At 37.5% G+C, this 20,053-nt stretch carries 20 protein-coding genes; 10 read left to right on the top strand and 10 right to left on the bottom strand.

What is annotated here, in order from left to right:
* Window positions 1-54: 54 nt before the first annotated feature.
* A complete protein-coding gene (locus MLD65_RS11755; protein ID WP_243292061.1) occupies window positions 55-948 on the top strand; it encodes an EamA family transporter in 894 nt (297 codons plus the stop codon).
* Window positions 949-1,325: 377 nt separating this feature from the next.
* Here the strand turns inward: MLD65_RS11755 and MLD65_RS11760 are convergent, their stop codons facing one another.
* Window positions 1,326-1,877: a DUF420 domain-containing protein gene (locus MLD65_RS11760; protein WP_243292062.1), complete on the bottom strand. Its 552-nt coding sequence runs from the start codon at window positions 1,875-1,877 to the stop codon at window positions 1,326-1,328.
* Between the two features lie 428 nt (window positions 1,878-2,305).
* On the opposite strand from MLD65_RS11760, the gene MLD65_RS11765 reads away from it, so the two are divergent.
* On the top strand, window positions 2,306-2,941 hold the full coding sequence (locus tag MLD65_RS11765; RefSeq protein WP_243292083.1) for a C39 family peptidase: 636 nt from the start codon (window positions 2,306-2,308) through the stop codon (window positions 2,939-2,941).
* A gap of 29 nt (window positions 2,942-2,970) precedes the next feature.
* On the opposite strand, the gene MLD65_RS11770 is transcribed toward MLD65_RS11765, so the two are convergent.
* The 9 genes from MLD65_RS11770 to MLD65_RS11810 form a co-directional block, all read right to left on the bottom strand.
* Window positions 2,971-3,660 (bottom strand): hypothetical protein, encoded by a 690-nt coding sequence (locus MLD65_RS11770; RefSeq protein WP_243292063.1) that lies wholly within the window; start codon window positions 3,658-3,660, stop codon window positions 2,971-2,973.
* On the bottom strand, window positions 3,657-4,244 hold the full coding sequence (locus tag MLD65_RS11775) for a hypothetical protein (protein ID WP_243292064.1): 588 nt from the start codon (window positions 4,242-4,244) through the stop codon (window positions 3,657-3,659). The genes MLD65_RS11770 and MLD65_RS11775 overlap by 4 nt, the downstream gene beginning before the upstream one ends.
* On the bottom strand, window positions 4,244-5,239 hold the full coding sequence (gene pilM, locus MLD65_RS11780; RefSeq protein WP_243292065.1) for a type IV pilus biogenesis protein PilM: 996 nt from the start codon (window positions 5,237-5,239) through the stop codon (window positions 4,244-4,246). The genes MLD65_RS11775 and pilM overlap by 1 nt, the downstream gene beginning before the upstream one ends.
* Before the next feature lie 18 nt (window positions 5,240-5,257).
* Window positions 5,258-6,010, bottom strand: coding sequence for a prepilin peptidase (locus tag MLD65_RS11785; RefSeq protein WP_243292066.1), 753 nt, complete (start codon window positions 6,008-6,010; stop codon window positions 5,258-5,260).
* Between the two features lie 93 nt (window positions 6,011-6,103).
* Window positions 6,104-6,553 carry a type IV pilin protein gene (locus MLD65_RS11790; protein ID WP_243292067.1) on the bottom strand — a complete coding sequence of 150 codons (450 nt, stop codon included), beginning with the start codon at window positions 6,551-6,553 and terminating at the stop codon, window positions 6,104-6,106.
* A 19-nt stretch (window positions 6,554-6,572) separates the two neighbouring features.
* Window positions 6,573-7,781 carry a type II secretion system F family protein gene (locus MLD65_RS11795; RefSeq protein ID WP_243292068.1) on the bottom strand — a complete coding sequence of 403 codons (1,209 nt, stop codon included), beginning with the start codon at window positions 7,779-7,781 and terminating at the stop codon, window positions 6,573-6,575.
* Window positions 7,768-8,817 (bottom strand): type IV pilus twitching motility protein PilT, encoded by a 1,050-nt coding sequence (locus MLD65_RS11800; RefSeq protein ID WP_243292069.1) that lies wholly within the window; start codon window positions 8,815-8,817, stop codon window positions 7,768-7,770. The genes MLD65_RS11795 and MLD65_RS11800 overlap by 14 nt, the downstream gene beginning before the upstream one ends.
* Window positions 8,818-8,827: 10 nt before the next feature.
* Window positions 8,828-10,486 (bottom strand): GspE/PulE family protein, encoded by a 1,659-nt coding sequence (locus MLD65_RS11805; protein WP_243292070.1) that lies wholly within the window; start codon window positions 10,484-10,486, stop codon window positions 8,828-8,830.
* On the bottom strand, window positions 10,483-11,751 hold the full coding sequence (locus MLD65_RS11810; RefSeq protein ID WP_243292071.1) for a VanW family protein: 1,269 nt from the start codon (window positions 11,749-11,751) through the stop codon (window positions 10,483-10,485). The genes MLD65_RS11805 and MLD65_RS11810 overlap by 4 nt, the downstream gene beginning before the upstream one ends.
* Window positions 11,752-11,908: 157 nt before the next feature.
* Between MLD65_RS11810 and MLD65_RS11815 the strand changes: the two genes are divergently transcribed.
* From MLD65_RS11815 to MLD65_RS11850, 8 genes are all read left to right on the top strand, one after another.
* Window positions 11,909-12,358 carry a type IV pilus modification PilV family protein gene (locus tag MLD65_RS11815; protein ID WP_243292072.1) on the top strand — a complete coding sequence of 150 codons (450 nt, stop codon included), beginning with the start codon at window positions 11,909-11,911 and terminating at the stop codon, window positions 12,356-12,358.
* Window positions 12,355-12,855, top strand: coding sequence for a type II secretion system protein (locus tag MLD65_RS11820; protein ID WP_243292073.1), 501 nt, complete (start codon window positions 12,355-12,357; stop codon window positions 12,853-12,855). The genes MLD65_RS11815 and MLD65_RS11820 overlap by 4 nt, the downstream gene beginning before the upstream one ends.
* Complete coding sequence (locus MLD65_RS11825; protein WP_243292074.1) at window positions 12,848-14,542, top strand: FapA family protein; 1,695 nt, start codon at window positions 12,848-12,850, stop codon at window positions 14,540-14,542. Before MLD65_RS11820 ends, MLD65_RS11825 begins: the two co-directional genes overlap by 8 nt.
* A 156-nt stretch (window positions 14,543-14,698) precedes the next feature.
* Window positions 14,699-15,076, top strand: coding sequence for a GntR family transcriptional regulator (locus MLD65_RS11830; RefSeq protein ID WP_243292075.1), 378 nt, complete (start codon window positions 14,699-14,701; stop codon window positions 15,074-15,076).
* Window positions 15,069-15,968, top strand: coding sequence for an ABC transporter ATP-binding protein (locus MLD65_RS11835; RefSeq protein WP_243292076.1), 900 nt, complete (start codon window positions 15,069-15,071; stop codon window positions 15,966-15,968). Before MLD65_RS11830 ends, MLD65_RS11835 begins: the two co-directional genes overlap by 8 nt.
* Window positions 15,943-17,934: a DUF6449 domain-containing protein gene (locus tag MLD65_RS11840; RefSeq protein WP_243292077.1), complete on the top strand. Its 1,992-nt coding sequence runs from the start codon at window positions 15,943-15,945 to the stop codon at window positions 17,932-17,934. Before MLD65_RS11835 ends, MLD65_RS11840 begins: the two co-directional genes overlap by 26 nt.
* A gap of 11 nt (window positions 17,935-17,945) precedes the next feature.
* Complete coding sequence (locus tag MLD65_RS11845) at window positions 17,946-18,458, top strand: RNA polymerase sigma factor (protein WP_243292078.1); 513 nt, start codon at window positions 17,946-17,948, stop codon at window positions 18,456-18,458.
* A 111-nt stretch (window positions 18,459-18,569) separates the two neighbouring features.
* Entirely contained in the window at window positions 18,570-19,613 is a 1,044-nt protein-coding gene (locus MLD65_RS11850; RefSeq protein ID WP_243292079.1) for a M42 family metallopeptidase, read from the top strand.
* Window positions 19,614-20,053: the final 440 nt, after the last annotated feature.

Below are 20,053 nucleotides of genomic sequence, written 5' to 3' on the forward strand. Positions count from 1 at the left end.
GTAGGTATACATTAAAATGGTATTATCACATCTTTTTTAGAGGGGAGCAGGAAGTTGAAGCGAAACCTTTCCTTTGTGCTTATATTATGTGCTGCGGTCTTGTGGGGAACAACGGGTACGACGCAAGCGTTCGCTCCTGAGCATACAAACCCTATTTCATTTGGAACGATGCGCCTCGTTTTTGGTGGTGCGACGATGCTTTTATTTGTTCTTTTGCAGCGGAAATTATTTGTAAAAAATTGGAGGTATAAATACGCTCTCCTAGCAGCGATAAGTATGGCTTGCTATCAACCATTATTTTTTACAGGAGTAAAATTGACGGGAATTGCAGTCGGAACAGTTGTTGGAATTGGCAGTGCGCCTATTTTGGCTGGACTATTAGAGTGGCTCTTTAGGAAGAAAAAGCCGAAAATGAATTGGTATATCGCCACTTTCTTTGCATTGTCTGGTTGTATTATGCTTTTTGGCAATCAAAGTTCACTTTTTATTGATCCGCTCGGTATTGCTCTCTCGATTGGGGCAGGGCTTTCATTTGCTGTGTATACGATCATAAGTAAGGAGTTACTTGAGACGCATACCCCAGATGTCGTTGTCGCTGTTGTTTTCTCTATGAGTGCTTGCTTTTTATTGCCGTTCTTATTTTTCACAGATCTCACATGGCTCTTTGAATTTCGTGGCCTTGCGACAAGTTTATATCTCGGTGTATTTGCAACAGGTTTTGCTTATTTATTGTTTGCAAAGGGGCTTTCTCATGTACCATCTTCAACGGCCGTTACGCTTACATTAGCAGAACCGTTAACAGCCACTCTTTTAGGCGCTTTTATTATTGGAGAAGCACTATCCTTTACCTCATGGGTTGGCATAGCACTTTTATTAATGGCGATTATCATCTTGTCCATGACATCTAATAAACAACATGTACAGCAAGTAACCGTTGTACGTGATTAAATGAAGGATCATCTGTGGCGACAATCGAAGACTGGATGAAACTTGTTATCCCTTGTTGGGACGATTTTTAAATGAAGTCATAAAGCCAAGCTATAAGGCTTTCTATTGAATTAGGAAATGATCATGGGGATTTTTCAGTGTTGTATTAGCGGATAAAGTTTTATCCATGAAAATGAATAGTCCCGCCATTTTTGATGAAAGGGGTGATTCTCATCAAAAAATGGGGGATCACAAATGAAAAAAAGACTTTCTGCAAGTTTCATTATATTTCGGATGATTCTTTTTAGTCTTTGTATATTTTAATAATTTTTGTAATATAATTTTGTGTAAAGATACAATAAAACAAAAAAAACGGGCGATCGCCCGTTTTTTTTGTTTTAATAATATGGGGAAATTAATAAGTAAACGAGCACCCCTGTAAAACTAACGTATAACCAGATTGGCATTGTCCATTTTACAATTTTTCGGTGCTTTTCAACTTGTCTTGTCATGCCCCAGAAAAAGGCAAATAATGCAAGTGGTACGATAATAGCAGCTAAAATGCTATGAGAAGTTAGAATGAATAAGTAAAACATTTTCTCAAAGCCTGCACCGCCGTGACGAGTAGGCTCTGTTGATAAGAAATGATACGTTAAATAAGAAATAAAGAAAAGCGCCGTTGATGAAAAGGCAGCAAAAATGAAATTGCGATGTACAGTAATATTTTTCTTTTTAATCGCAAAAAGGGCTGATAATAAGAATACAAATGTAAAACTGTTTAAAATCGCATTAATGCGAGGAAAAATGGTTAAATCAAAATGAACTTCTCCTCTATATCCAATAGGGGAAAAGAATAAAATTAAAATGATCGCATTTATAACGATTGAAAGACTCACAACGAGTGGCGTGAAGTTTTTTTGCTTACCAGTTTGGTTGTTTGTCTGTTCCATAGTCCCGCTCCTTAAGTTTTTTTTCATTCATTATCTATTCTACCATTTCATCCGAAAATGAAAAGTGACAGAGTCATGAACATCCATTTTCGTTTTCTTCTAAAGGAAAAAATAAATAAATATGGTCTTGTCCAAAATCTTATATTAAAAAAATTGTTAGAGAATGACAATTGTGATACTATGACAATCGGTGATTGATTTCAAGGAAAGTGAAACTTCATCCAACAAAATTTTGTTTATATTCGATGGGATGACTAAAAGTTCTTGTATCCTAAGAACGTGGGTGTCCGTCAAGAGTGGGATGAAAATTAGAGGTGAATGTAGTGAAGAAGTTTGTCTTGGTAAGCCTATTGACGATTATTTCGATCACAATAATATACGGGGCTATTTTTCAAAAAGGGGAGGAAATAATACGGGTTTGGGATCAAATAGTAACTGAGTTCAAAATGAATCGTGCTATTCAGAACGTATTACCGGTTCCTAAAAGTAAACAACTCGATGTTCCGTTAATCAATCAAATGGCTGCCCCACGTTTATATAACGGATGTGAAGTTACGAGCTTGGCGATGATTTTACAATACCACGGTATCGTAGTTTCGAAAAATGAATTAGCTGAAAACGTTCCAACTGTTCCATTAACTTATAAAAATGGACTAAAGGGAAACCCGAATGAAGGGTTTGTTGGCGATATGGAAAATGGGCCTGGTCTATCTGTTTATCACAAGCCGATCTTTCAATTAGCTAAGCAATACGTAGGGAAGAGAGTACAAGATTTAACAGGGAGTGAGCCAGAAGTCATTTACGAACAGATTCGAAAGGATTTACCGGTTTGGGTGATCGTCACGAATACGTTTCAACCCGTTCATAATTTTCAAACATGGGAAACACCACAGGGGAAGATTGATATTACGTTTAGTGTACATAGTGTTGTTGTAACGGGATACGATGACAACTCTGTTTATGTAAACAACCCTTATGGAGTGAAAAATCAAAAAGTGAGCAAAGCTTCCTTTGAAGAAGCTTGGATTCAAATAGGAAGGCAAGCGGTTGTTATTACAAAATAAACATCCACAATTAAGTCAAGTGTGGATGTTTATTTAATAAGCGGATTCTTTTTATTACTTGGCTCCTCCACATCAATGCGTGGAGATTCATTCTTTAAGTCGTCTAATCCAGAGGCATAAAATGCAGAAAATGTGAGTTGGAAGGAGAAATAATCTTGATTTTCTTCTTCAATATATGTTAATTCATCAACGATTACAATGCGATCACTTGCTTCTAAAGTTTTTATAAATGTCGTCATCTCCTCGTAATTATCTGCATGGACGAGTACAGAAATCGTTGCATTCTCAAGTGAAGCGGTTAATTTGGCTTCCGCTTCCTTACTCGTTTCTGTATCTTGTTTAAAATTTAATTCAAGCTCCTCAACATTTGTTGAAGTTTTATCCGTATCTTCCTCTGTAACGACTTCATACGATTCTATAATGGTATTAGATACGGTTTTTGCCTCTTCTAATTCGGCTAATAGCTGATCATATAAGGGCTCAACAGGAACTTGTTTTTGTAACTCAAAGGAGTTTTTTCCTTGCTGAACATGCGATGATCGTTCTTTCTCCACAGTCTCTAATAACTTTTTTTCAATTATTAACGCTTCTTCTGCTTGTACTTTACGTTCCTTTAAGGGCTGAATGATTAAAAATTGCATCATGACGAAAAATATGCAAATGACAATGATGATGAAACTTAAATAAGTGAGTTGCTTTTTGGAAATACGGAGGTTCATTCAGACTCCTCCTTTTTCAATTGTTGTAAAGCTGATTTATTAATCGTCACTTCAAAAGTAGCAATGTATTCAGATAGTGTATTGTGATTGTCTGTTTCATCCGTTCGGATAGCTTCTACTTGTAAAAGTTTTACATCATCTGTCCACGGTTCATCATATAAGTGTCGATAATAAAAGCCAGCGTCGACTTCTTTTTCAATCTGAATCGATACCGTTACAATATTTTCGGCTAAATGAAATTCGACAAAAACACTAGATGGTGGTAAATGGGCAGTAAGACGATTTAATAAATCAATCGTGTTTAGCTGATACGATTTGGCCGATTCGACGAAAGATTCCAATTGTCGAATGCTTTCCTCATTAGAAGTAGAAACAGTTTTTCTCTTTTTTTCAAGCTCTATACGCTCAGCTTCAAGTGTTACCACTTGATTTTGAATTTGCACGACTTCTTTTTGTAAATGGACATATTGATAATAAAAGGTTATACCAATACTGGCAACAAAAAGGATAAGGATTACAATGAAAAAGAGAAATGATGGCTTTTTCGGTTCTTTTTTTTGGAGTAAATTAATTTCGATTAACATTAGTTTCCCTCTCTAACTGCTAAGCCTAGAGCACTAAACCATTTCGGTTGTATTGTATCTTTTTGACTCGTTTGAATAAACTCTTCAGAGATTGTGACAATCGGCATCGTGAAACGATTTTTCATCGTGTCTTTAATTTTATAAAAAAACGGGTGGTCTCCAGAAAGGAGTAGTTTCGTAATTTCTTGTGTGCCATTATGTATGGAAAATTGATAAAACCTAAGAATGCGCTCGATTTCGATAAAGATGTCTTCAATAGCAGATAACACGAGCACTTCCTTACATTCAGTTAAGTCAAGTAAAGAGCCATTTTCTACAATTTTTGCTTTCCAAGCTTCCTCCATATAAGGGATGGGAAATTGCTGCATGAAAGAAGGACGATCTTCATCAAAAATACTAACCGTGATCGTTTTCATATTCATTTGAATCAATAAATAATGTTCATTTGCTGATGTTAGTTGAAAGTGATGAAATAATCGATATTGGCAAAGCGGTGATATATCCGCAACAGTTGGATTTGTCCGCTGTTCTTTTAATTCGTTTTGAAATGAATGAACCACTTCTTTCGGTGCTGCTACAAGCAGAACTTTTTTCTTCTCCTCATTTTGCCTCAAAACAGCTGCATCTATGATCGGTTGATCAAATGGAAGGTGAATGGAGTGATCCAATTCAAAGTAAAGATGACCTATGATTTCATCATCTGGAACATCCGCTGGAACATCATCTGTACGTACGACAACCGCTGCATCAGGAAGTATAAAACGAATCGCTTTTCTTTTTAAGCGCCATTTCTGAATGCAAGTTGCTAAAATAGTTGAAAATGCTTCTTGATCGACAATCCGTCCATGTTGAATAATACCTTCTTCTAAATAATGTTCACCAAAATGAGAAACGACAAGTGGCTCTTTACTTTTAAGCTCAACATAGCGAATACAATCGTCTTTGATTTCTACATTTACAACATTCCCTTTGGAAATTAAGGAAGAAATTCTCATAATTTGTCACCTATCTCTTTATTGTAACCATTGTAAGTACCAGTGCAATAGTTCGTCTTGAAAAAAGTAAGCAATCAGCCCGCCAATACTGATAAAGGGACCAAACGGAATGGCTGATTTTCGGTGTAGTTTTTTTACAAGCATTCCTGCGATGCTAAAAATGGTCCCGATAATTGTTGCAAGGAAAAACGTAAGTAAAACGCCTTTCATTCCGAGTGCAACTCCAAGAACCGTCATTAACTTTATATCTCCGCCCCCCATCCCGCCTTTACTAAGGACGGCGATGACATATAAAAGAATGAACCCTAAGAAAGCCCCTAACAGGGAATCATACCAAGGAGAAAGAGGGATGAATAAACGCTCAAATGACAATAAAAGAAAAAAGAATAGTAAGATGCTATTTGGGATGAGCATATACGATAAATCGCTCACCGAAATGATTAATAAAAGAGATACGAGCGTTAAGCTAACGAGTAGCTCCGCTTCCCATCCTATTTTATAAAGAGAAAAGATAAACAACAAGCCGGTGAGAGCTTCCACGATCGGATAAATGACAGAAAGCTTCGCTCCACAATGTCGGCATTTTCCTTTTTGAAATACAAATGAAAAAATCGGAATGAGTTCATACCATGACAATGTCGTTTCACACTGTGAACAGGCAGAGCGAGGGGTGACGATCGACATTTTCTTTGGCACGCGGAGCCCAACGACATTAAAAAATGAACCGAACGTAATGCCAACGATAAATAAATAGAGATAAATGAAAAGCATCTTTTCTAACTCCTTCATATGTAAAACAAAATAACAAAACAAACATTTGTAAAAAAGCGTGGCAATTGCACCACGCTTTTTTACAATTACTTACTACTTTCCAGTCCCAATCGTTGTTGCTTCGTCACCACTAGTGTCTTTATTAATGTCCTTCAATGTTGCATTCGAGAAAGTTAACGTCACTTTGCCCGCTTCAGCTGCACCACTAATGGTTAGTTCGTTTTTAGCATTATAGGTTACCGTTGGCTCTGTTGACCATTCTGTTCCAGCTTCTTCTAAATAGCCACCCTCAATTAATGCATCTTTAGTTAACGAAATGGAAGACGTATCATCCTTTGACTTCACATTTTGTTCAATCACGTAAAGTTTCGCTGCATTTAAGACGGCGATTGCATCGGCTTTTACCCCATCTTCCTTTGATTTTTGAATAATGTTCCCGATGGATGGAACGGCTACTGCTGCGATAATCCCTAAGATGACAATAACTGCGAGTAATTCGACGAGTGTTAAACCTCGCTCGTTGTTAAAGTACTTTTTTACCATTTGTTTCTCCTCCTACTTCTTATTGTATCGTATTAAATATCGTAAACATTGGAACGACAATTGCGAGGACAATTGTGCCAACGATTACAGCTAACAAAAGAATCATCACCGGTTCAATTAACGCTTTAAACTGTTCGGTCGCTGTTTCGACCTCCGCTTCATAAAAGTCAGCTACTTTATGAAGCATATAGTCAAGCGACCCAGTTTTTTCCCCAATTGTGATCATTTGCACGACTAAAGGAGGGATAATCCAATGATTTTTCATCGGATCGGCCAACGAATCCCCTGTTTCAAGTGATGCTCTTGCTTGGCGTAAAACCGAAGAGATGATTTCATTTCCGACGATTCTCTCTGTTAATACGAGAGAATCTAAAATTGGCACAGAATTTTCAAGTAATGAGGCAAAAGTCCTAGAAAAACGTGCGATTAGCGCTTTTTGATACAATTTACCTATCAATGGCATTTTGATTATAACATAATCAATGTAGATTCTTGTTGTTTTTTTGTAAAAAAATAGTGACAATAGTATAAAAATAGTAATGGCAATGAAAAACACAAGCCATAGGTGGGTTAAAATCCAATCGCTGATTGAAATAATCGTTTTTGTAATGAGCGGTAATTCACTATCAAACTGTGAAAATAGCTCCTCAAAGGTCGGGATAACATAAACGAGTAAAAACGAGACGATGAGAAGAGTAATGATCCCGATTACCGTTGGATATGTAAGTGCTGACTGTAGCTTTTTTTTCGTCCGATATTGTTTGTCATAATAATCGGCTAAGCGTTCAAGCGTTGTATCCATCGTTCCACTTGCTTCTCCTGCTAAGAGCATATTAATAAAAAGGGGAGAAAAAATATGTGGATGATGACTGCAAGCCGCTGATAGCGAAGAACCTTCGCGTAATTCGACTTCAATTTGCGCGAGTGTTTTTTTTAACACTTTGCTTTCGGTTTGAGAGCTTAAAATGTTCGTTCCTTCTACAATGGATACACCAGAGCGAATTAATGTGGCAAATTGGCGTAAAAAAACAATAAAGTCAATCGGTTTGACGGGATTGCCAATATAAATGTCTTTTGTCCATATCGATTTGGTTTTATGTTCTGCACGTAGGAGACGGAGTCCATTTTCTTTTAATTTTTGAGTTAATATTTGTTTCGAGGTTGCTTCCATTACCCCTTGATGAATTTTTCCTTTTCGATCGCGCGCTTCGTATTTAAATTGTGGCATGGCCATTCTCCTCTAATACACGACGAATCGCTTCGTAAGATACGAGTTGCTCCTTCATTAATTGTTTCACATGCATTTGCATCGTTTGCATCCCTTGTTCACGTGATGTTTGGATGACATTCCGAAGCTGATGGAGCTTTTGGTTTCGAATCAAATTGCTCACACTATGGTTGTTCATTAAGATTTCCAATGCGGCAATACGACCTCTTCCATTTTGTAAAGGGAAGAGGCGCTGTGAAATAATAGAAACGAGTACGGTGGCAAGTTGATAGCGAATTTGTTCTTGTTGATTAGCTGGAAATACGTCGACAATCCGCTCAATTGTTGCTGGCGCACTCATCGTGTGTAAAGTGCCGAATACTAAATGTCCGGTCTCCGCTGCGGAAATGGCGGTGACAATTGTTTCTAAATCACGGAGCTCACCGACTAAAATGACATCCGGGTCTTGTCGTAAAGCCGCGCGTAGCCCAGTTGAAAATTTCCTTGTATCTGTTCCAATTTCACGTTGATCAATAATACATTGAATATTTTCGTGCACATATTCAATCGGATCTTCTAATGTAATAATATGCTTTGCTTCGGTACGGTTAATAAAATCGATCATCGCCGCAAGCGTTGTTGACTTACCGCTTCCGGTTGGTCCTGTTACTAAAACAAGGCCTTGTGACTTTTCAGCAACACGTTTTAGAATAGGCGGAAGGTATAATTCGTCAATTGATGGAATTTGATTTGGAATTAAACGAATCGCTGCGGAAACGCCTCCTCGTTTTTTATACACATTCAAGCGAAAGCGGGAGATATTCTCTAACTCATACGAGAAATCCACTTCTCCGAGCGTTTCAAATTGATGGGATAGCTCTTTTCCCATAATGTCTTTCATCGATAATATTAATTCTTGCTCCGTGAGCGGAATTGCCTCATTTTGGCGAAGTTTTCCGTGAATGCGAAAAATCGGTGGTCGATTCGCTGATAAATGGACATCCGATGCTTTCAAGTCGTGTGCCCGAGTTAATATTGAATGAATCATTTGTTTCATGCATATCCCTCTATTCTAACGCAACGCGTAATAATTCTTCCGTTGTCGTAATCCCTTCTGCGACTTTCATGAGCCCGTCTTCAAAAAGAAAATTGAATCCATTTTTGATCGCGATGTCACGAATTTCACTCATTTGTGCGACGTTTAAAATGCCGTTGCGAATTTCTTCGGACATTTCCAGAACTTCGTGAATCGCCGTTCTTCCTTTGTAACCTGTCATATGACAAGTTGGACAGCCTTTCCCGCGGTAAACGTGATGAAGGTTAATCCCGTGTTGGCTGAAAATTTGCTTTTCACGCTCACTCGGTTCGACGCTTTCTTTACAATCGCGACAAATTTTACGAATGAGTCGTTGCGACAGAACACCGCTTAAGGAAGAACCAATTAAAAACGGTTCAATACCTAAATCTTTTAAACGACCAATCGTGCCGATGGCGTCATTCGTATGGAGGGTAGAAAAGACTAAGTGACCGGTCATCGCCGCACGAATCGCCATTTCTGCCGTTTCTAAGTCGCGGATCTCACCGATCATAATGATATTCGGGTCTTGGCGCAAAATCGCACGTAACCCGGTTGCAAATGTTAAGCCGATTTTTGGATTAATTTGGATTTGGTTAATGCCGTCAATTTGGTATTCGACTGGATCTTCAATCGTAATAATATTATGTTTTTCATCATTTAAAATGTTGAGCGCTGAATACATCGTTGACGTTTTTCCACTCCCAGTTGGGCCGGTAATTAAAATAATACCATGTGGCTTTTTGAGCATTTGCATAAAACGGGCTAAGTTTTCGTTCGAAAAGCCAAGTTGCTCAATATCATTGATGGTTGAACCGAAATCTAGTATCCGAATAACGATTTTCTCGCCAAAAATCGTCGGCAATGTACTAATCCGCAAATCTACTTTACGAAAATCAAGGTCCACTTTAATACGCCCGTCTTGTGGTAACCGTTGCTCGGTAATATTTAAGTTCGCCATAATTTTCACCCGTGTTATTAAATGGGCTTGAATTTGCTTTGGTAGTAACCGTTCGGTGCGTAACGTTCCGTCAACGCGAAAGCGAACGACGATTTTTTGTTCTTGCGGATCGAGATGAATGTCGCTTGCGTTTTGTACAATGGCTTGCTGAATCAGCTGATTGACAAGCTTGACAATCGGTGAATCTCCATCTTCTATATTCTCGACCGCCGTGTTTGCGATCATGTGATCTTCCATCCATTCTTCATCAAATTCTTCGATATCATAAAGCTTGTTTAAACTTCTGATGATATCATCCTTTGTTGCAATCACTGGTTCAATAGTAAAGCCAGTTGTCAGACGTAAATCGTTAATGACGAAATAGTCCATCGGGTCGACCATCGCGACAAATAGTTTTCCGCCTTCTTTTTTAAGGGGGATGACAGAATTTCGTTTGGCAAAATCTTTCGTGATAAGCTTCGTAAGCGATATGTCAAAAGGGTAGTTATACAAGCTAACGTGTGGAATTCCTAATTGGAATTCTAATACTTCCACGAGCTGAAGTTCTGTAATATACCCTTTTTGTAACAAAACGTCTCCGAGTTTTTGTCCGGGTTCCTTTTCGGCTAACGCTTGTTGCAGTTGTTCCTCGGTAATCATCCCGCTATTTACTAACAAATCCCCTAAACGCTTTGGTTTTTGTCGATTCATTGTTCGTCTACCTCCGGTTCGTTGGGCGAATTTAGGTTCTCTTCCGGCTCTTCCTTGTTACCAGCTTCCAATAACGACTTTAGTTCTTCTTTCGAAATGATAATCCCAATCTCACTATTTTCATCAGGTGTTAAAACAGTAGTATCTTGCAGTTTTTTTGTACCGTGGACTTCTCTACCCGAAATACCAGGGTAAAATTGTGACGCAACGATTTCTTTTTTGACAAAAGTTCCGCTTTTTGCAAACACTTTTCGGTAGATGTCAGCAGAGACAGCGGCTACTCCTTTCTTCTCTGTATAGTAAATCCCCTTTTCCATTTCTGCTGTATATGTCACAATCGGTTCTGTTTCATAATACACAACATTTTCCACTTCAATTTCATACGTGTAGGGGAAAGGTTGTCCGATTAAATCTACATACAAGCGATTTTCTTTGCTAGAAAAGGCAATCGTATAATCGTGATCATTTCGGTTTTGAAAGACGAAATCCATTCGATCAGGTGATACTTTGACATCTTGACCTAATGTCGTATAGCTTGGAAGTGAACGATTTGGCGTTCGTTTTAAAATGTCAAAATTCGTTGGTAAAATCACTTTGTAAATAGCTGTAGCCAGAAAGCTCCATTCGCTGTCTGTTCCATCTACATCGCTATCTTCTATAAGCGCGTTCATTGAAAACGGCGTTTGGCTCATCACTTGAACATTTTTATGTTGCTCCACCCATTGTTCGACAAAGTCGGCATACTCAACCGGGATGGGTAAACTAGTATTCGACACCGTTTCAAATGGTTGTTCAGGGAAATAATCACCAAGTTGAAGATATATGTCATCTTCAACGAATGCTTGTGCAAAATGCTCTAAATCTCTTTGCAATTGAGCGAAGTTTATGGATGAATAAACGGAACCGTCTAGCTGTTCTTCCAGCAAAGATTTGACTTGGTTCATATTTATCGTAACGACCATTTCATTTTCCTCATGGTGTTGAATCGATTCAACGGTCTTTTCGACTTGGAAGGAAAATGACTCTTTTGGAATGGTAATGTTCGTTTCATGATCTAAAAGGGTGATCGTTGTTTGTTTTTTCCACTCTTGAATCATTGACTTAATCAGTTTCGTTGTCTCTTCTTTCGTTTTTCCACTAATGTTTTCGTTACCTACATATGTATCGTTATCATACGTTTCCTTCCAGCCTAAAAAGGTGGGTAGGTAAGAACATCCTGACAAAAGGAGGAGTGTTGCAAGCGACATAATTATTACCTTTTTCATTTTTCTACCTTTCAATATGTATTTTTGTAAAATTTCGTAAAAGTATCCATCGATAGATGCGCTTTCCTATCATTCTATAATAAAATAGAACGTGATAAAATAGAGGAAATATGACAAAATAGTTAAAAAGAATCATTTTGATGATTGGGGAAAAAGGATGATTAATTGGAAATTTGATGAAAGTGGAGTGACGCTGGTAGAACTTGTTGCTTCCATAACGATTCTGTTCATTGTGTTGTCAGTATTTGCTACATTTTTTACGCAGTCCGCACTTTTTACGAAAAAAAATGAAGAGGCCATTTCTGCCGTAAACTTAGCTCGTCTCGTACTGGAAGAAGTGCGAGAAAACCATTCCGTTATCCCGTTCAAAACAGCGGAATACGAAACGTTTAACAAAGGTGATACCCCTCACATCTCGTATGTAACCGAAGATGGGACGTTTCTCGCAAATGAAAAATTGCGCCTTAAGCTTTTCGTTGAAGTAGTAACGGATAAACAAAATGGGGAATCTATGAATCTAGGAGCATACAAAATTACGATCTATATCGTCAATAAAAAAGGAGAGATTGTGACGGATACGTACGGCTTGATCGAGGTGACATCATGAAGAAGCAAAATCGATTGAACGAAAACGGAATCACGCTCGTCGAACTGTTAGCAACACTAGCGATTTTTATGATATTCGTGACGATATTTTATCAAGTATTAAATAACGTGGTTGAAACGGTTCAATCGAGACAAGCACAAGAAGATGCGAGGAGAGAAGCGAATTATATTTTATCTGCGTTAACAAACATTCACCAGACGAGCGACATGTATTGGATAGAAGATGGGATGAACGGAGAGCTAAACATTTTTTATATACGAAATGAAGAAACGCATCTGCTAGAAGTAGATCCCGCTCCATACGAAGCGAAGTTGACGATAACGTCGTCTAATAATGGGAAAATGAAAACCGTTGATATGAGAAATCGGGACAATAAAACGATCGATGTTACGTTACATCTTGATTATAACGGTACTGGCAAAAGAAGTGATACCCTAACCATTCAAACGAAAATCTCGCGTATGACAGAAGCAAAAGGGGGCGATGAAAATGAATAGCGAAAAAGGCTCCACACTAATTATCGTGTTACTATCGATTACAATTTTGCTAACGCTCGGTACTATATTAATCGCCCAGTCGCTTACAACCGCTAAACAGCGGGAACAAACGGAATCGAACTATCGCGCCACTCATTTAGCTGAGTTTGGCGTGTCGTATGTGAAAGAACGAATCGAATCGTACCTGACAGAAAATCCGCCTCATGGAAACTTGAAAGACTATATCCAGTTCATGCTGACAACTATTCAAGATGATGTAAACCGTTATCAAGTGGATGAACATCATCAGGAAAGAAAAATATCTCTTGATTCCGTCTCAATGAAAATCAATCACGTACATAATGAGGCTATTTTGGACATTAAGGTTACAGGAGATGATGGACGGCATAAAAAAACGTTAACTGCGACATTTTCCATTCATGCATCAAACAATAAAAACAATGACTGGCTAAATGAAGCGGCAAATTATTGGCTTGATGAATCTAAATACGACTGGATTACGGATCAGGTGTCTTATCCGGAGAAGCCGCAATCGGGGACGATTGTCAATAGACATATAGAATGGAACAATAAAGTCTTTAGAAGGAATGAAAATCTCATCTTGAATAACGGAGAGAAAATTAGCAAAAGTACTATTGATGTGAACCATTTTTATAACGAAAATGAGTTGGAATCATCGGATACCATCTATTCCATTAATGGCTTCAGTGTCTTTAATAATGGAGGATCATTTTCACATGATGAATTATCATCAAAAGGAATGTATGCGAAAAATAGTATGCATATCATGCAATCAACCTTTTCGATCGATGGGCCTTCAAAATATTTGAGTGTCTTTAATTTAGGTGATTCACACTACGAAACAACATCTGTATATGTGCAAAATATGATGTATAGTGCTAGCTCAACCGTTTCTGTTGACGATTATTTAATGCTGAAATCGGGTGCGCGGTTTAGGTATAGTGATATCGAAAGCAAATATTTTTATGTCACCATTTTCATTACAATTTATAATGCAAATGTTGATGTGGAAGGCTTTAGTTATTTCAATAATATATGGTTATACAGTAATGCAAATGTAAACGTTAAGGGAGATGTTTTTGTAAAAGGACTATATGATGCTCGAAACAAATCTTCGATGAAAGCCTGTGGGAACGGTATTTTTAAAAGTGTTGTGGATGTTGAGGGAGATATTAAAGTGGGCAAAAATATGTATGTGCAAAATCGACTTACGATGAAAAATGGGTCGATTGTAACAGGTGGTTCATTATACGCAAATGGCGGGATGGATCTTCATAATGGCAGTGGTCAGTTAATAGTTGGAGGAGATTTGATCATTAATCAAAAAGCTGGGGCTTCTACGCTGAATAATAATCAAATTGTTGTTTTAGGAGATCTAATTTTATTAAATGTACCTAAAAATCAACAAGAGTTGTTTTCTTTAAGGAAAAACTTGTTCGTTACAGGAGATATCCTCGTTTACTATGAAGGGGAGGATGAGCCAAAAGTAAATGAGGAAGCCAATTTCCATACGCCAGCAATGCTAGAATTTCAAGGTCAAAAGAAGTTTAAAAAGGGAACCATTATTTATCGTTATCCGAATTCAGAAGAGATCGAAATCAATGGGTGTGATCCCGTTTCTCGTCCAATGGATACGAGCGTGGAATTGGAACATGTACAATATTAGATTAGCAATTGAAACGAAACGGCCTACCTGCATTGCCAGGAAGGTCGTTTTTTCTTAAAAAATTTTTTTTAGCTTCTTCCCTTCTAGAAAAGAACCGGTTATAATAAAAGTGTATTAATTATAATAGTACACTTATTACGGGGAAGGGGTGTGAAGATGTTTGATTTAGATTTTCGCAGTCGGAAGCCAATTTATGAGCAACTTGTCGACCGGTTTAAAGAGCTCATTATTAGTGAAGTGTTAGGTCCGGATGAAAAGATTCCGTCTGTTCGAGCCCTTGCCCAACAGCTAACGATTAATCCGAACACGATTCAAAAAGCGTATCGAGAATTAGAGCGGCAAGGCTTTGTTTACTCGATTAAAGGAAAAGGTAACTTCGTTCAACCATTGTCGGAAAAAGTGAATGAAGAAGAAATAGAAAACGTTAAAGCGCTATTAAAGAAAAAAATCAAAGAAGCTCTGTTTTTAGGTGTGACGAAAGAAGAGCTTTATACATTGATTCAAGAATGTGGAGGGGGCGATGAAGGTGATTGACGTAAAAAGTGTTTCGAAACGGTTCGAAGGAGTGGAAGCACTTCAAAATGTGAATTTAAAAGTCAAAAAGGGTTCGGTTTATGGATTATTAGGTACGAATGGAGCTGGGAAGACGACGCTATTAAAAATTTTAGCGGGTTTATACGAAGAAGATAACGGAACGGTTCATATTGACGGCAAGAAGATTTTCGAAAATGAAAGATTAAAAAACCGTGTCATTTTTTTAACGGATATTCCGACCTTTTTCTCACAATATACGGTCAGTCAAATGGCTAATTATTACCGTAGTATGTATTCAACGTGGAATGAAGAGCGATTTCAAGCATTACATGAAGTATTTGAATTAGATGTAAAGAAAAAAGTACAAAGGTTTTCAAAAGGGATGCAGCGACAAGTAGCCTTTTGGCTTGCACTTTCAACAATGCCAGATGTACTCATTTTAGACGAACCATTTGATGGACTGGATCCGGTTATGAGAAGAAAAGTAAAAAATCTTATTTTGCAAGATGTTGCAGAAAGAGAAATGACGGTGCTCGTCTCTTCTCACAATCTGCGTGAAGTGGAAGATTTTTGCGATTATATCGGCGTATTGCACAGAGGGAAAATGCTGTTTGAACGGGACCTTGATGACTTGAAAAGCGATATTCATAAAGTCCAAGTTGCCTTTAAAGGCTCATTCCCTGAGCAATTTTTACAACCGTTTCGTATCCTTTATTCAGAAACGCGCGGTAGTGTCAAGCTCGTCATTGTAAAAGGAGAACAACAAGAAATTCTTTCTCATATACAACCATTTAAACCCGTTCTTTTTGATTTATTACCACTATCGCTTGAAGAGATATTTATTTATGAAATGGGGGATGTTGGTTATGCCATCAAAAACATCTTGGTTTAATAAAGAGATTATTATACAAGATTTTAGAAGTGTTGGCTGGATTAGCTTATTCTTCTCCATTGGCCTATTTTTTACGATTCCTGTTCAATTGCTACTAATTTTCTCAAACGAACAGCGTCAATATGATCGTTATTTTACGAATCATATAACTGATTTATTTGATGTGAACATGCCATTACAAATGATTTTATTTTATGTCATACCTGTTTTACTAGCGATTTTTTTATTCCGTTATTTACATGTAAAGCAACAAACAGATATGGTTCATAGTTTTCCAATCCGAAGAGAGCGTTTATATTTTCATCATATAATGAGTGGTTTATTCTTTTTACTCATCCCGATCTTGTTAAATGCTGTCATTGTTCTATTACTTCTAGCTCCACTAGATATACAGGGGTATATATCGTATCAAGAAGTGTTTGAATGGGTAGGGGCTGCTTTCCTGATGGAGTCACTCATGTTTTTTGCAGGTGTACTCATTGCGATGGTGACGGGTATTTCCGCTGTTCAAGGGATTTTAACGTATATTATGTTATTTTTCCCGTATGGTTTTAGCATGTTGGCGATTATGAACATTAAAAATTGGTTTTATGGTTATCCAGCCAACTATTTAATTGTAGAAGAAATTTTTTATTATTCTCCGATCACACGTTTACCGTTTATTTCAGAAAAGCCGTTGTCTGTACTAGAAGTGACGATTTATCTAATATTGACGGTTGGGTTTTGTATAACGAGCTTATTGCTTTATAAACGACGAAATTTAGAAGCTGCGTCCCAAGCGATTGCGTTCCCACAGTTAAAGCCGATTTTTAAATATGGAGTGACGTTTTGCTTCATGCTTCTCGGAGGTATCTATTTCGGTGTAGTAGAACAGAGTGAACGTACGTTTTGGCTCTATTTTGGCTATGCAACGTTTTCGATCATTGGTTACTTTATCGCCGAGATGATTTTGCAAAAGACGTGGCGTGTATTTTCAGCTATAAAAGGCTATTTGTTTTACGCCTTAATTATGAGTGTCGTCCTTTTAGCCCTTCATTTTGATGTGACAGGATATGAGAAAAAAATGCCCGAATTAAGTGAAGTAGAGCGCGTTTATTTTAGTCCATATATATATACGGCAGATTCTGAATCAAAAGAAGAAGAGTATAATCAAAATGCATATGAAGATCGGAAAAATATTGAAGCCATTTATCACATTCATAAAAGCATCGTTGACGAAAAACAACAAGCGAAAAATGGCTATCACTTTAACGAAGTGAATTTCATTTATGAATTAAAAAATGGGAAAAAATTTTCGCGCCAATATATGATTAAAGATAAAGATGCATTAAAAGATTTATATAATGTGATTTATTCATCAGAAGAATATAAAGAAAAGTACTTTGACATTTTACAAGTGAATGCGGAAAAGGTCGATAAAATAACGATTGAGTCACACTACTATAAATCGAAAAATTCTTACATTACAAAACCGGAAGAAATAAAAGAAGCGATTTCTATTTTACAAGATGAAGCGCAGAATGCAGATTATGACATTTTGAATGATCAACGTGAACCGTGGGGAAATATTCGCTTGACGTTAAGTAATGGAAAAACGGTTCGTGAAACGTGGTACAAAGGATATGAACAGTTTGAGCATTGGCTAAAAGAAAAAGAACATTTAAATGAAGTAAGAATGACATCTGATGATGTTTCAAAAGTTTTCGTTGCAAAAGAAAAAGACCTTCAAAGCATTGAAGAAACAGATTACTCATACGAAGAATACTTTAATCGTGCAGATGAATACGACTTTATTATAACGATAACGGATAAAGCGCAAATTGAAGAAGCGATTCATAATGCAACTTGGTTGGGAGATGGAGAGTATATTGTCGGCTTTTATTATGAAGAGGACGACTTCATCGACATTAAAAGTTTTTCTGAAAAATATGTACCACAATTTGTAAAAGAAAAATTAGCTGATTGAGGGAATAAAGGATGAAACTTGAACAAACAGGAGAGGAAATGTATCAACACATTTATACGACTTTTTACAATAGAGTGCTTCATGTTGCGCACTCCATCACAAAGGATTTTCATTTAGCGGAAGATGTTCTGCAAGAAACTTTTTTAAAGATTTATCAACATCTTGACCAAATGAAAGATGTTGAAAAATTAGGTGCTTGGATCGCAACGATTACAATGCGCACAGCGATTGACTTGTTACGGAAAGAGAAAAAATACCCGAAGAGCAGTATGGAAGAAATCATCTTTTATCTCGAGAATCCAGACGCTTCCACTGAAGATATGGTCTGGACCCACTTATTAAAAGAAGAGATTGAACAACAGATTGACCGGTTAAAGCCTGAGTATCGACAAGTGATCGAACTTCGTTATCATAAGGGGTTAAAAGAAAAAGAAATCGAAACAGAACTAAATATTACGAAAAGCACAGTAAAAACAAGGTTGTACCGTGCTAGACAAACATTAAAATCTCAAATCGCGCTATGAGCTTGGATTTAGTCCAAGCTTTTTTCTTATCTATTTAGATGAAGAGGAACAATTGATTAGAAAAAGTTTGTTATACTATGAGTGACAGAAAAGAGAAGGGAGTTTATTCTAATGAAGAGATATGAAACGATGGAACTGATCAGAAAACTAGTTTCGATTCCAAGTCCATCAGGAAACACAGGTGAAATTATTTCATTTATTGAACAATACATAAAAGATTGGAATGTCGAAGCGAAACGGAATCATAAAGGCGGGTTAATCATCACAATCAAAGGAGACGATGAAAAAAAGCATCGCTTATTAACAGCCCATGTCGATACGCTTGGTGCAATGGTGAAAGAAATTAAAGGAAATGGACGGCTAAAACTGTCCATGATCGGTGGTTTTCGCTGGAATGCAGTAGAAGGAGAATATTGCGAAATCGAAACTTCGTTAGGGAAAACGTATACAGGGACTATTTTAATGCATCAAACGAGCGTCCATGTATATAAAGATGCGGGCAAGCTTGAACGGAATGAAGAAAATATTGAAGTTCGTTTAGACGAACGAGTATCTTCAAAAGAAGAGGTGCGCGAATTAGGGATTGAAGTAGGTGACTTTGTTTCATTTGACCCACGGGTTCAACTAACGGAGAGCGGTTATATTAAATCGCGTCATCTTGATGACAAAGCAAGTGTTGCGATACTTTTACAACTTATTAAACGTATACAAGAAGAAAACATTGTTCTCCCGTATACGACCCATTTTTTAATTTCAAATAATGAAGAAATTGGCTACGGTGGGAATTCTAATATCCCAGAGGAAACCGTGGAATATTTGGCGGTGGATATGGGTGCGATTGGAGATGGTCAGTCTTCTGATGAATATACCGTTTCCATTTGTGCGAAAGACTCAAGCGGGCCGTACCATTATGGACTGCGCAAGCATCTCATTCAGCTTGCTAAAGACAATAATATTGACTATAAAGTTGACATTTATCCATACTATGGCTCTGATGCATCCGCTGCAATCCGAGCAGGTGCTGATGTGAAGCACGGTTTAATCGGTCCAGGTATTGATGCTTCTCACGCATTCGAACGAACACATGAATCATCCATTCGCCATACGGAAGCACTTCTTTATCAATATGTACAATCAACATTGGTTGAAGGGTAAAGAAAATACAGAGAAGCACCCATGATTAAGGAGGGGATATTTGATGAGACATGGGCACGATCACCATCATGGACATCATCATTTTGAACAGACGAGAGAAGGGAATAAAAAAGGATAAGTGGATGAAACTTTTACATAATCCGTACTGTCTAGCGGAAGCTCCCTCCCTCTTCATTAGGGTGATAATGAGAACCTTATTTGTTTCGCATCTATCATAAAGATGGCTTGAAAGTTTTTCCTCTAAATGGTGAAATAGAATCATCATGGCTCATCACTGTAACTTTGGGGTTACATAAAATCCATAACTTATTATCTCAAACTTCGCATACTGAAATCGGCAAATAAGCCTTGATATAGTTAGGTAAGGCTGCTACCCATTGCTGTAGTTGACTTTGTATTAGTTTTTTGATTTTTCGATTTGACTTTTTAAGGACATCTTC

This window comes from Bacillus sp. FJAT-47783 (assembly GCF_022808615.1).
In the GTDB taxonomy this organism is placed as follows: domain Bacteria; phylum Bacillota; class Bacilli; order Bacillales; family Aeribacillaceae; genus Bacillus_BZ.

Bases quoted from the DNA above. Each gene is read 5' to 3' on its own strand.
- MLD65_RS11810 (WP_243292071.1), bottom strand. From the start codon at position 11,751: ATGAAAAAGGTAATAATTATGTCGCTTGCAACACTCCTCCTTTTGTCA.
- MLD65_RS11790 (WP_243292067.1), bottom strand. From the start codon at position 6,553: ATGGTAAAAAAGTACTTTAACAACGAGCGAGGTTTAACACTCGTCGAA.
- MLD65_RS11805 (WP_243292070.1), bottom strand. From the start codon at position 10,486: ATGAATCGACAAAAACCAAAGCGTTTAGGGGATTTGTTAGTAAATAGC.
- MLD65_RS11830 (WP_243292075.1), top strand. From the start codon at position 14,699: ATGTTTGATTTAGATTTTCGCAGTCGGAAGCCAATTTATGAGCAACTT.
- pilM (WP_243292065.1), bottom strand. From the start codon at position 5,239: ATGAGAATTTCTTCCTTAATTTCCAAAGGGAATGTTGTAAATGTAGAA.
- MLD65_RS11850 (WP_243292079.1), top strand. From the start codon at position 18,570: ATGAAGAGATATGAAACGATGGAACTGATCAGAAAACTAGTTTCGATT.
- MLD65_RS11795 (WP_243292068.1), bottom strand. From the start codon at position 7,781: ATGCCACAATTTAAATACGAAGCGCGCGATCGAAAAGGAAAAATTCAT.
- MLD65_RS11845 (WP_243292078.1), top strand. From the start codon at position 17,946: ATGAAACTTGAACAAACAGGAGAGGAAATGTATCAACACATTTATACG.
- MLD65_RS11760 (WP_243292062.1), bottom strand. From the start codon at position 1,877: ATGGAACAGACAAACAACCAAACTGGTAAGCAAAAAAACTTCACGCCA.
- MLD65_RS11775 (WP_243292064.1), bottom strand. From the start codon at position 4,244: ATGTTAATCGAAATTAATTTACTCCAAAAAAAAGAACCGAAAAAGCCA.
- MLD65_RS11825 (WP_243292074.1), top strand. From the start codon at position 12,848: ATGAATAGCGAAAAAGGCTCCACACTAATTATCGTGTTACTATCGATT.
- MLD65_RS11820 (WP_243292073.1), top strand. From the start codon at position 12,355: ATGAAGAAGCAAAATCGATTGAACGAAAACGGAATCACGCTCGTCGAA.
- MLD65_RS11840 (WP_243292077.1), top strand. From the start codon at position 15,943: ATGCCATCAAAAACATCTTGGTTTAATAAAGAGATTATTATACAAGAT.
- MLD65_RS11785 (WP_243292066.1), bottom strand. From the start codon at position 6,010: ATGCTTTTCATTTATCTCTATTTATTTATCGTTGGCATTACGTTCGGT.
- MLD65_RS11770 (WP_243292063.1), bottom strand. From the start codon at position 3,660: ATGAACCTCCGTATTTCCAAAAAGCAACTCACTTATTTAAGTTTCATC.
- MLD65_RS11800 (WP_243292069.1), bottom strand. From the start codon at position 8,817: ATGAAACAAATGATTCATTCAATATTAACTCGGGCACACGACTTGAAA.
- MLD65_RS11815 (WP_243292072.1), top strand. From the start codon at position 11,909: ATGATTAATTGGAAATTTGATGAAAGTGGAGTGACGCTGGTAGAACTT.